Source organism: Bacteroides sp. CAG:633 (assembly GCF_000435115.1).
Lineage (GTDB): Bacteria > Bacteroidota > Bacteroidia > Bacteroidales > Bacteroidaceae > Bacteroides > Bacteroides ndongoniae.
Map to the genome: position 1 here is coordinate 100,016 of NZ_FR883109.1, position 12,452 is coordinate 112,467.

Annotated in this window: 12 protein-coding genes and 1 tRNA gene; 2 read left to right on the top strand and 11 right to left on the bottom strand. The window is 41.1% G+C overall.

The window, feature by feature from the left end; translation table 11 throughout:
- Both QVP67_RS11525 and QVP67_RS11530 read left to right on the top strand, forming a co-directional pair.
- Entirely contained in the window at positions 1-1,017 is a 1,017-nt protein-coding gene (locus tag QVP67_RS11525; RefSeq protein WP_022163718.1) for a hypothetical protein, read from the top strand.
- Entirely contained in the window at positions 1,014-1,442 is a 429-nt protein-coding gene (locus QVP67_RS11530) for a hypothetical protein (protein WP_022163719.1), read from the top strand. Before QVP67_RS11525 ends, QVP67_RS11530 begins: the two co-directional genes overlap by 4 nt.
- Positions 1,443-1,554: 112 nt before the next feature.
- Here the strand turns inward: QVP67_RS11530 and QVP67_RS11535 are convergent, their stop codons facing one another.
- The 11 genes from QVP67_RS11535 to QVP67_RS11585 all read right to left on the bottom strand — a co-directional run bounded on the left by QVP67_RS11535 (position 1,555) and on the right by QVP67_RS11585 (position 11,960).
- Complete coding sequence (locus QVP67_RS11535) at positions 1,555-1,725, bottom strand: helix-turn-helix domain-containing protein (RefSeq protein WP_022163720.1); 171 nt, start codon at positions 1,723-1,725, stop codon at positions 1,555-1,557.
- Positions 1,722-2,861, bottom strand: coding sequence for a site-specific integrase (locus QVP67_RS11540; protein WP_022163721.1), 1,140 nt, complete (start codon positions 2,859-2,861; stop codon positions 1,722-1,724). Before QVP67_RS11540 ends, QVP67_RS11535 begins: the two co-directional genes overlap by 4 nt.
- Before the next feature lie 237 nt (positions 2,862-3,098).
- Positions 3,099-3,171 (bottom strand) — tRNA-Lys (locus QVP67_RS11545).
- A gap of 100 nt (positions 3,172-3,271) precedes the next feature.
- Positions 3,272-4,075 (bottom strand): MBL fold metallo-hydrolase, encoded by an 804-nt coding sequence (locus QVP67_RS11550; RefSeq protein WP_022163722.1) that lies wholly within the window; start codon positions 4,073-4,075, stop codon positions 3,272-3,274.
- Between the two features lie 319 nt (positions 4,076-4,394).
- The gene (locus QVP67_RS11555; RefSeq protein WP_022163723.1) at positions 4,395-4,814 is read right to left on the bottom strand and encodes a hypothetical protein; all 420 of its coding nucleotides are present in this window, start codon (positions 4,812-4,814) and stop codon (positions 4,395-4,397) included.
- 24 nt (positions 4,815-4,838) lie between these two features.
- Positions 4,839-6,674 (bottom strand): V-type ATP synthase subunit I, encoded by a 1,836-nt coding sequence (locus QVP67_RS11560; RefSeq protein WP_022163724.1) that lies wholly within the window; start codon positions 6,672-6,674, stop codon positions 4,839-4,841.
- On the bottom strand, positions 6,671-7,276 hold the full coding sequence (locus QVP67_RS11565; protein ID WP_071149569.1) for a V-type ATP synthase subunit D: 606 nt from the start codon (positions 7,274-7,276) through the stop codon (positions 6,671-6,673). Before QVP67_RS11565 ends, QVP67_RS11560 begins: the two co-directional genes overlap by 4 nt.
- 55 nt (positions 7,277-7,331) lie before the next feature.
- Complete coding sequence (locus QVP67_RS11570; protein WP_022163726.1) at positions 7,332-8,660, bottom strand: V-type ATP synthase subunit B; 1,329 nt, start codon at positions 8,658-8,660, stop codon at positions 7,332-7,334.
- Positions 8,661-8,738: 78 nt separating this feature from the next.
- Entirely contained in the window at positions 8,739-10,493 is a 1,755-nt protein-coding gene (locus tag QVP67_RS11575) for a V-type ATP synthase subunit A (RefSeq protein ID WP_022163727.1), read from the bottom strand.
- Positions 10,494-10,511: 18 nt separating this feature from the next.
- Positions 10,512-11,354, bottom strand: coding sequence for a DUF2764 family protein (locus QVP67_RS11580; protein WP_022163728.1), 843 nt, complete (start codon positions 11,352-11,354; stop codon positions 10,512-10,514).
- A gap of 15 nt (positions 11,355-11,369) precedes the next feature.
- On the bottom strand, positions 11,370-11,960 hold the full coding sequence (locus QVP67_RS11585) for a hypothetical protein (RefSeq protein WP_022163729.1): 591 nt from the start codon (positions 11,958-11,960) through the stop codon (positions 11,370-11,372).
- Positions 11,961-12,452 lie beyond the last annotated feature (492 nt).

Genomic DNA, 12,452 nt, shown 5'->3' on the forward strand with positions numbered 1-12,452 from the left:
ATGTACCGACGTTTTTTAAATAATGACGACTATTTGTCTATCATCACTCAGGACGCGTTATCACAATTGGTGCGTAAAAATGAAAACCGATATATTCAAGCAGAACAAGCAGCAGAAGCTTCTATAACAGATTATCTTTCTGAAAATTTTGAAATAGAAAGAGAGCTTGAAGTAGGTAAAAGAATACAAGAATACAACCGTGGAATCAGCTACCCTCCAGGTGCTTATTTTTATTTTGAAGGTCAAATTTGTGAAGTGATACAGGCTATAAATGGTTTCAAAGCTCCAACAATGTGGACTTACTGGAAGGAATATGAAGGTGATATAGACCCCAAATCTATACCTCTATATTCTCAATTAAATAATTATCAACCTGGAGATTTAATCAATTATCTTGGGGTAGTTTATATATGTGAAATACGTAATGGCTTTGATTTCGGAGATATACGTATTCCATGCGCAAATGTATGGGAATTGGCCATAACATATCAATGGGAAGCTATACCTTATAATTTATGGGATGTTGTAGAATATGAAGGGCAATTTTTTGCACTTGTATCTACAAATGATTTTGATCCATTGGTTAATCCTATGGAATCAGATTATTGGGGATTGATAGGAGATTATGACAATACAATAGATACTTATGAAGTTTCTGAACATGAGTATGTGGTGTATCAAGGAACGGTGTATTACCCAGTTGTCAATCCCAACGCAGATGCACCTGAATTTGGCAAAAACATCAGGTTGCACGATCCTAGAAATTATAATCTAAAGAAACACATGGTGCAATTAGCATTGTATGAATTACACAAATTGATTTCACCAAATAACATTAGTTCTGTGAGGGTAGATGACTATGAACATTCTATGTTATGGCTTAAAGACGCTTCCAGATTAAAATTGAATCCTCAAATACCTCGTAAAGTTGATAATAAAAAAGAGCCATTGACTGATTGGCAAATGGCTACTTTTCAAACATCTTATGATCCATATCAAAATCCGTGGCAAGTATGATTAAAAGATTTTATTATGACAGCAAAGTAGCTAAAGTGCTACTGGCCTTTAGTTCATGTCATACGATTACTATCGGTCCGTTTGTATTCAGCAAACGTTCTAAAGATGACATTGAACAAAATGTACGCAATCACGAAACATGTCATTCTATTCAATGGATAGAACTAGCTTGTGTAACTGGTATAATTGTATTGATACTGCAATTATTATTTAGCTGTTCTGCCTGGTGGTATTTTAGTGCAGCAATCATGTTTTATTTGTGGTACGGTATTGAATTTCTGGTAAGACTAGTGTTAAATCGTAGTTTTAAGAAAGCGTACAGAGCTATTGCTTTTGAACAGGAGGCTTATGGAAGCGAAAAGGATTGCAATTATATTGAGAACCGTCCTTTGTTTTCGTGGTTGAAATTCATAACAATTGCTTAATAAAACACGCTTCGATGCTTTGGGTGAAACGTTGAGTCATATATACGTTTTTGGGCTATCCTACTTTGGCAGGTCCACATGACTTCAACACAAAGCAATCGAAGCGTTGTTTTTATCTATTTTTTAGATTGACAAAATCTATCAGATCTTGTTCATTAATCAAAATCCTTCCTGCCGGCTTTGTGTATGGAATTTTACCTTCCGACAGGTATCTTTGAACAGTCCGATAGGCTACACGCAAATATTCAGCAGCTTCTTTGACTGTTACATTTTTGGTTTTCATACGATTTCATTCAACCTATTAAACTCGTGATCAACTTCTTCCTGAAATATTTTGGCATAAAGTTGTGTGGTTTGAATATTGGTATGCCCCAACATTTTACTAACCACTTCAATTCGCACGCCGTTACCTAATGTTACCGTAGTAGCAAATGTGTGTCTTGCTACATGGCTTGTGAGCCTTTTCTTAATTTCACAAAATGCTCCGATAACTTTTAGAAAAGCATTATACTTTTGATTAGATATAACAGGCAATTTTAAATTATATTTGTTCAATATATCCATAGCTTTTTTGACTATAGAAATATTATATTGGGTGCCGGTCTTTTTTCTACAATCCCGTATTCGATACATTCCATTAGTAAATACAGCTTCACTAAAATCAAATTTAGTCAAATCAGCATACGCCAAACCTGTATAACAACAGAATAAAAACATATCCTTTACTCTTTCTAAGCATTTATCATCCAACGATATGTTTTCTATTTTTTTTAATTCCTCTTTGGTTAAAAACTTTCTATTCTCGCTAACGCCGTGATCTAATTTAAAGGTTCGATACGGGTCCGTTTGTATTAACTGAGACGCATACGCTTCACGTACAAATATCTTCAATACTTTATGATAATTATATACTGAAGATTGGCATTTGCAACGTTTTTTGGCAAATTCATCCCATGCCATAATATTCTGGTAGCAAATATCAGAAAAAGACTTGATTTTACCAAAATTTTCTAATGCTTTCAGAATATACCATTGTTTTTTTCTGGTAGATTCTGATATTGGCCTTTCAATAATACGCTTACGCATGAAATGAAGAAAAGAATCTGTTGTGTCAACGCCACAACCGTTTAAATAACCATCCAATTTCTCAAAAGAGAATGTTTGCTTCTGTAATGACAATTGGTGAGCAAAATCATAAATATTTGCTACCATATCATTTAATTGTTGGTTAAATAACATGGACTGGGGGTGATTTTTAACTTTCAGATCTTTACCCCATTGGTCTGCATACAACCTAATTCCAGTTGTAATGTACTTACGTTTTCGTTGAAATGTTACCTCCATTTGAACAGAGGCTTGGTGTTTTTTGGTGGCCACATGCTTTCTATCAAAGATGAGCCGGACAGATACATTGTTCATACTTTTACTTTAAGTATGATTAGTAATGTAGATAAGGAGTGTAGATACTGAAGAATGGTATCATGGTAGGGTACACATTGGTATCATCTGTTTGTCGTCAAATGTGATACCATGTCATAAACTGTCATATTTATACAGTCTTTTGATACTCCCAAAAACATCATTTGATATGATGTTTTATCAATTATCTTCCTGTGAATCAACAAAATAAGGAGGCTTTAAGACCTCCTTATAATGTACACCCTCAGGGATTCGAACCCTGGACCCACTGATTAAGAGTCAGTTGCTCTACCAACTGAGCTAAGAGTGCATCTCTTTCATTTTTGCGGGTGCAAAGATACGCTTTTTATTCTAAGCTACAAACTTTTTTGGAGGATTTTTTCTTCTCCTCATATACTTTTGTCTTTTTCTCACTCAAATTCATAGAGTTCTGAAGGAGTTGTACGCTTCAAGGCACACAGCTGGACATCTTTACCAACAATGATACCCTTTTCTCTCAGTTTCCATTCTACAGTTTTATACGCAAGTTCCGGATGATTGTTATCCTTGCTCAAATGGCACAGCCATATATATTTCAGCCGATCGCTAATATTTTCCGCCAGGAAACTGGCTGTTTCCATATTGCTCATGTGTCCGGTCCGGCTGCTGATGCGTTCCTTCAGGTATTGCGGGTAAGTTCCCATCCGCAACATTTCCTCGTCGTAATTGGCTTCCAATATCAAATAATTAGCTTTCAGAATATAATGTGCGGCGATCGGAGTTATTTCGCCAAGGTCGGTAAGAAAGGAGAAAACTTTGCCATCAATCTGAACGCAATATCCCACATTATCCGTACCGTCGTGAGGGACTTCAAACGATTCAATACTGAAATCCTCCAATTGCATGGGCTGTTGCTTTTCCAGATAACGGGCAGAAGTGTGAAGTTTCTCCGTCATGCAATAGCTACGATTGATTCCTTCATGAATACGGGCAGTAGTGTAAATGGGGATATTCAGCTTTTCTCCCAAGCCTCCTACAGCTTTGATGTGGTCGGCATGGTCGTGAGTGACAAAAACCGCACGTATCATATCCATTTCAATTCCTACTTCCTTCAGTGTCTTTTTAATGGTACGCACAGCAATACCCGCATCAATCAATATTCCATATTTCTCTGTACCTATATAATAACAATTTCCGCTACTGCCACTTGCCAAACTTATAAATTTTACTTTCATCTTCTCAATATACTTAATAAAGAGCACCTAACAAATGCAGATATTTCAAACTGAATTTGTACAAAACAGCCTGCACAGACTATAGAACAATTTTTTAAGCTCTATGTTCAATTCCTAAAGTGCCCGACAATAAATCGGGCAAATATACAAAAATATAACATATCCCGTTCTCTGCCTCTTCTCCTTTTTACAAAGGAATCCAGCCATGGAAGGGAGATCCGTGAAGAGGAAAATCTGTCACACACATATATACAACAAGTTATAAAAAAAGCCCGGAAATGTTCCGGGCTCGTTAAATGTTTGAAACGATATGCTAATATTATATCATCAAAGCTGCTACCAGCGCAAGAATGGCGTAGAACTCAGGAAGAGCTGCATAAATCATGGTATTAACCTGCACGTCGTGACCTTGGGAAATACCTACGATACCATTCGCACAAATCTGTCCCTGACGAATAGCTGAGAATAAGCATACCAGACCTACTCCCAGACCAATACCCAACATCAACGGACCTTCTGTAGCAAAGTCTCTACCCATCGACATCAGGAAAGCTACGAAGCCATAAAGACCCTGCGTAGCAGGAAGAGCAGACAAAATCATGTAACTGGCCGACTTGGAAGGATCTTTCTTCAATGCACCTTCTGCCGCATTTCCTGCGATTGTTGTACCAAAGCAGCTACCAATTCCTGCCAGTCCAAACATCAAACCTAAACCGAGATAACCTAAAATTTCATTCATAATGTTTCTAATTTTTATGAGTTTTTAATCTATTTGTTTTTTTATTGTTGTAAAAGGACGGTAAGCTTCTCCCTTGCCGTCATAACCTGAATTCTTGAAATACTCCACGAATGTCAGACGAAGAGGATGCACAAATGCACTTAAACAGGACATCGCAATGTTCAGCACATGGCCAAACACGAGAATCAAGCCGCAGAACAGCCAGCCTAAAGCCGGACCGGCAGCGTCGTTCACCATAAACGCCAGCTGGTTGAATACGCCTCCCAGCATACCGCCTGCCAATCCCAAGGCATAAAGACGGATGTACGACAAAACGTCGCCCATCAGACCGGTAGCCATGTTATAAGTATCCCAAACACCGGCTCCGATGTTGACGAAGACATTGCGGTGAATATTATTCAGCAGGTAAATGCCTATGGCCGAAATACTGCCGATAATGATAAATGCCCACGTAGAAACGTTCTCGGAAATGACCTCGAAGAAAGACAAACCACCGGTAAGCACAAATCCGACTACCAGCAGCAGCCATCCCCAGGCACTGAGCGATTCCTTGAATCCGTAACGCACCGTAGAGCATACTGCCTTCACGGTCATTGCAATACAGATGTGAACCACACCGATAATCAAAGCCAGCAGCATCTGTTTGTCGTAAGTAGTCTCGCCTATCTTACCTACAATCATGAACTGCTTCAGACTATCCGGAAGATCCAGATCGAACAGACTGACGCCAAAGAAGGTTCCCAATACGGCACCTATCACAGTGGTAAAGACACCCAACGTAATTACCAGATTCATCATACCGCTGAGCGATTTCGACATCTTCTTTTTCAGTACGAATCCCAAAGCTATCAACACCAGTCCGTAACCTGCATCGCCCATACAGAAAGCGAAAAACAGCGAAAAGAAAGGTGCCAGAATGGGTGTCGGGTCGAACTCGGCATAATCAGGCATACCATACATCTTGGTCAATACCTCGTACATGCGGGTAAAGGCATTATTCTTCAGCTTAATCGGAGCATTATCCTCCTTGTTCGCATTACGTATCTCATAGTAGACACCACTCGCATCCAGGAATTTCTTGACTTCTTCCTCGTTATCGACCGGTATCCAACCTTCCAGCAACACAACTGTTCCTTCAGCCATCCGCTGACTGTTCAGCTTTACTTTCCATAAGTCAATCTCACCCTGTAGCTGAAGTTGTCCTTCCTCCAGTGTGTGATAGTGAGTTTTGCAGAAATTCTTCAATTCAGCATTTGCCTGAGCCAATTCCTGCAAAAGGCTTTCTTTTGCAGCATTCAGCTCCGACAAGCTTTGTGAAGGCAAACGGAGCGGTTCCATCTCCAGATCAACCGGACCATGATTGACAGTAACAAAATAGAGATGTCCTCCCCTTTCCTGAACTTTGATAGCATTGTACTGCTCTATCCATTCTTCATCAAAATCTTTTTCAGAACACATGAAGAACTGGATATCCCATCCCTGATCTTTCAGGCTGGAAACAACCTTCCAATCAAAATCGCCCCAAACTTCCATTTGGGCTATTTCTTTGTCAAGCTGCGGTACACGCTGATTCAAATCCTGTATCTTATTCTGCAGACCTTCGTAAGTGCTGACTACCTCGTCGGCAGAAACACCGGCATGCACATTGGCATCCACCGTTTTTTCAGCCAGATTATACATACTGGCAAGTGTGTTCTTATAGAGGGTACGTTTCTGCATAAAGTTCTGCAACGTATCATCCATCTCCCCACACTGTCTTTCGACAATATGTACAACTCCCAATTCACGAATCTGACTGAGGAATTCCTCGTATTCCTTGTAGTACACAAGAAATGTCAGTTTCTTCATTTTCGTAATCATGCTTCCGCCTCCTTTCTTTTCTCCTGATGAGATTTCATGATCTTCTGCGACGATTTTGAAAGATTTTCTTCATCTTCCATAAACCGTTTGATCTTCCGCAATGCATCCTGATAACCCGGAATCTGAACTTTCTCAAACAGGTTCACTTTTTGAGTCGTCTTTTTCCGAGCATGTTCAAGCAAGTTCAGCTTGGCAACGACAAATTCGCGTTCGATAGCCGTATGTGCCAGTTCCTTGAGCAAATGCAGTCCGTCCGAATACCATTTAGGAGCATTGAACAGACTATAAGGACGTATTTCGAAATCTACATTTTCAAGTATCGGCACTCGCACTCCCGCGATTTTCTTCACGCCAAGGTGGACATCGCTAACCCTTATCAATGAAGTGTCAAACTCATTCCAAAGGGCAAACATAGTCTCATATGCCTGAATCTTTTTCTCCAGACTTTCATCCAATGCGGCAGCATCCACCTTACAGCGCTTCACTTCCATACGCAAGGCACTCTCCTTATTCTTGATAATAGGCAGAGTACGCATACGTACTTTCAATTGTTTCTCCAATTGCTGAAGAGAAGTTTTATTGTATTGAAACTTTATAGCCACTTTGCAAACTAAAGAATTAAATTAAAATATTCAGAACTATATCAATGCTTGAGCATCAATTACCGGCTTTCGGCCAATACTGATCCACAAGTTCTTTCTTGATATTCACTTCCTCCGGCTTGAAATATTTGCCGAACAGACTCCATGCTACATCCAGCATTTCGGTTGTGTTGAGGTTCACGTCAATCGCCAACAGCTGATTGGAGTAATCCTTGGCAAATGCCAGCGTACGTTCGTCGTAATTCGTCAGGTCGAAACCGTTCTCCAGTTTTGTCTTGGCATTAGCAGCATCGGCATACAGACGGACAGCGGCATTCATCACCTGTGGATGGTCCTTACGGGTCTTCTTACCGGTAACAAGCTGTTTCAGACGCGACAAAGAACGGAACGGATCGACAATAACCTTACCGATATCACTGTCGCGGCGGAGGAACAACTGTCCTTCGGTGATATAACCGGTATTATCAGGTACCGCATGGGTAATGTCACCACCCGACAAGGTAGTCACGGCGATAATGGTGATAGAACCTCCGCTGGGGAACTGTACGGCCTTCTCGTATATTTTGGCCAAATCGGAATACAGCGAACCGGGCATTGAGTCTTTCGAAGGAATCTGGTCCATACGGTTCGACACAATGGCCAGCGCATCGGCATATGAAGTCATATCGGTCAGCAGCACCAGAACTTTTTCATTGTTCTTCACCGCAAAATACTCAGCAGCAGTCAGTGCCATGTCAGGTATCAGCAAACGTTCTACCGGAGGATTCTCGGTCGTATTCATAAAGCAGACAATACGGTCGAGCGCACCTGCATTCGAGAATACGTTTTTGAAGTACAGGTAGTCGTCGTTCGTCATACCCATACCGCCCAGGATAATCTTGTCGGTCTCGGCACGCAATGCCACATTGGCCATTACCTGGTTGAACGGCTGATCCGGGTCTGCAAAGAACGGAATCTTCTGTCCCGAAACCAGTGTATTGTTCAGGTCAATACCTGCTATACCGGTAGCAATCAGTTCCGACGGCTGCTTACGGCGAACCGGGTTCACAGACGGACCACCAATTTCAACTTCTTCTCCTTCTATTTCCGGACCTCCGTCAATCGGATCACCAAATGCATTGAAAAAACGTCCGGCAAGCTGTTCGCTCACTTTAATCGTAGGCGCTTTCCCCAGAAAAACAACTTCTGCATTGGTGGGGATACCTTCGGTGCCCTCGAATACCTGCAGGGTAACATCATCTCCTGCAATCTTTACCACCTGGGCCAATTTACCATTAACGGTTGCCAACTCATCATAACCGACCCCAGTTGCCTTCAGCGAACAGGTAGCCTTCGTTATCTGAGTGATCTTGGTATATATTTTTTGAAATGCTTTTGTTGCCATTTTATAAATCTACAATAATTAGCAATTTTATAATTCAGTTTTTCGATACGGTCTATCGATGATTATTAAACCTTTTGTTTAGGCTTTACGTTCTTCAAGCAACTCTTTCAATTGGTTACGGTAATTTTCGTACTGTTCCGACTTAAAGGTTGAGTAGTTCATCTGCTTGCAGATGTTGATCATCTTCTTGAAATAATCCATGACTTCATTGAAATTGTCAAACTCAAAGTCCGTATGACAGATGTCAATTACCATATTCAGGATTTCTTCCTGACGCTCCATCGGAGTGACAGCATCTATCTCATCAAAAGCATCTTGTTGCAGGATAACAAAGTCTATCAGTTCCGATTTCCAGAAGATAACGTGATATTCTACCGGTACACCATCATCACCCAAGATGTTGATCTGCTCTGCAATCTCCTTACCGCGCTGCAAACGGGTCTTTATCTCATTCACCTTGCCAATCCATTCGCCGTTGATACGTTTGGAGATGTAAGCCTCGAATTCAGGATATTCAATGTATTTCGAATAAGAATCTATCGGGTTTACGGCCGGATAACGTTTCTTGTCCGCACGGTCCTGTTCAAGAGCGTAGAAACAGCGGGCTACTTTCTTGGTATTTTCCGTAACAGGCTCCTTCAGGTTACCACCCGCAGGAGATACGGTTCCGATAAATGTAATAGAACCCGTCTCACCGTTATTCAAAACTACATAGCCGGCACGGCCATAGAAGTTGGAGATAATCGAAGACAAGTCCATCGGGAATGCATCCGGACCAGGCAACTCTTCCATACGGTTGGACATTTCGCGAAGTGCCTGTGCCCAACGTGAAGTCGAGTCGGCCATCAGCAATACTTTCAATCCCATGCTGCGATAATACTCGGCAATGGTCATCGCTGTGTAGACAGATGCCTCACGGGCCGCAACCGGCATGTTCGAAGTATTGGCAATGATGATAGTACGCTCCATCAGCTTACGTCCGGTATGCGGGTCTATCAGCTCGGGGAATTCTGTAAAAATCTCCACTACCTCATTGGCACGTTCACCACAGGCTGCGATGATTACGATATCAGCTTCTGCCTGTTTGGAGATGGCATGCTGCAACACCGTCTTACCCGTACCAAACGGACCGGGAATAAATCCTGTACCACCTTCTACAATCGGGTTAACGGTGTCTATCACACGAACACCGGTTTCCAACAGTTTGAAGGGACGCGGTTTTTCCTTGTAATTGGTCATAGCCCGTTTTACCGGCCATTTCTGTATCATGTTGACGGGGACTTCTTTTCCCTCTTCGTCAATCAGCACAGCAATCGTATCTTCAATGTGATAATCGCCTTCTGCCACAACAGATTTAACAGTGGCTTGTCCCTTCATTTCAAAGGGCACCATGATCTTCAGCGGCTGATAGTTCTCTTCTACCTGGCCCAACCAATCGGCTGCACCTACTTTATCGCCTGCTTTTGCCAAAGGTACAAAATGCCATTTCTTTTCTTTATCCAACGGATAGGTATACTGTCCTCGTTTCAAGAAGACACCCTCCATTTTGTCAAGGTCGTTCTGCAAACCATCGTAATTCTTCGAAAGCATGCCGGGACCCAATGTCACTTCAAGCATATGACCGGTAAACTCGGCTTCTGCGCCGACCTTCAAGCCACGGGTACTTTCAAAAACTTGTACATATACTTGACTGCCTACAACTTTTATCACTTCCGCCATCAGCCTGTCGTTTCCCAGCAAGATATAGCATATCTCATTCTGTGCCACAGGGCCGTCAACGATAAGAGTTACCATATTGGCAATTACGCCACTAACAGTTCCTTTTGTTGCCATATAATTATGTGATTAATTTTATTTTTTAAACTCTGCAGGTATCTGCACTTCATCCTTTAAAGTCGCAATAATATTACGGAACAATAAATTACCTTTTTCCTTGTCCAGAACCATCCAACGCTCTACCATGTCCAATTGCAACAAAAAGACAAACAGACGTTCGATCGTAAAATAGTCAAAGAAGGTAGCTTCTTCCATCCAGTTCCAGCGAAGCTGGTCTATTTTCTTCTCCCGCTCTACCAGTTCGCTTATTTCACTGATTTTCATCAACTGTTCCATACAGTCTACCTCACCAGTCAAGCCGAAATCACGGGCATTGGAAGTACGCAAGGCTTCACACACTTCGGTATCTCCCACTATCACTGATGAAAGCTCCATCTTATATTTTCTTGCAGCCAGTGCAACCAAAATATTATTGACTGTCAAATTGAAAGCGAACCACGAAGAGACAAACTTGTTCTTGCATTCCATCGCATAAGCATAATAAAGTGCAGCCAAACGATTCTCAAGCAAAAAGTTCTCTTCTACAGGATTAGTAAAATATTCAGATATAAAAGTGGATAAATATGCAGGGAACATAGAATTCTCTATTCTATCGCCTTCCTTTAATCGCAGAATATATTCGTTGAGTTCTTCAGCAGAAAAGACTCCACGCCCATCAATAGCAGCTTCCTTGTCTTTCAGCAGCTTCAGAACATTTGCATTATCATATTGCAAAAAGAACAAACTTACCAGTTTCTTGTCTACTACAGTCAAAGCCGGATATATATCTTCCTTAAAATCCGCGACCGTATAGCTCAGTTTATTGTCCTCCAAAGCAAGTTTAGGCAATCCAGCTACTAAATAATAGTATTTACCCATATCAAGTGATATTTTTTAAAATAACATTTCTAATAATTGCGGGCGGAGGAATTCTTTAAAGTAGTTCATAAACTCTTCTTCACCAAAGTTTATCTTATAAGAACCATTAGCCGGAGAAATAGTAAACAAAGTCTTGATGCCGTTTACCTGTTCTATCTTCACTCCTTTATCTAAAAGGTCCTTTGCCTTTTTCGAGAAATAGGCTTTTAATCCATCTGCATCTGCAGTCGAAATCACAATGGGTTCTGTTGCGCTCCATTTTGAAGCTAAAGACAGGATAAAGGCATTCAGATAGTCTTTATTCGCTGCAAAAGCTTTCACGTCCGCATCAACCAGTTTGTTTGTTACCAGTGTAGCAATCTCCGATTTTAAAGCGTTAGCAGCTTGATTAGCGAACATTTTCAGCTCTGATTTGGTATTCTCAGCCATATCGTCAGCCTCCTTACGGGCTGTAGCCAGAATGGTTTCAGCCTCCTTACGAGCATCCTCAATTATTTTTTGAGCTGTTTCCTGAGCATTTGCGATAAGTTTCTGGGCTTCTTTATTACCTTTTTCAACCCCTTCGTGATAAATCTTATCAGTTAACTCTTGAATTTTATTCTCCATATTTTCAGGAATTATTATAAGTTAGTTACAAAATATACACCCTTATACGCAGTTTTTCCCTCCGTATCAGATTTGCGCCAAATTTACTAAAATCCCTGTGATAATAAAAGAGAAAGGGGAAAAGAAAGATTATTTCCCAGAAAAAAAGACAAAGAATTTTCTTCTCTATGAAAATAACAATAAATAATGCCTTCCACTGCTCCTACTATTCCATACAAACTCCCCAGTTATCCCTAGCGAGTGTACCAGTTATTGCACTCACAGTGCAGTAGTCAGTGCACTCGCAGTGCAACAGTTGGTGCACTAACAGTGCAGCAGGCAGTGCACTGGAACTGCACAGTTAGCGTATTTGGAAAGCACAATTCAAAAGAAAAACATGCGGGATATATTGTTTTCAGGCGCGGTCTTCCCCGTGTCTTTCCGTGGCATCCGTGCCTGAAGAAAAACAAAAGTTCCTGTGTGTATGCGGAGGGAAAACAAAAAAGCCCCTCC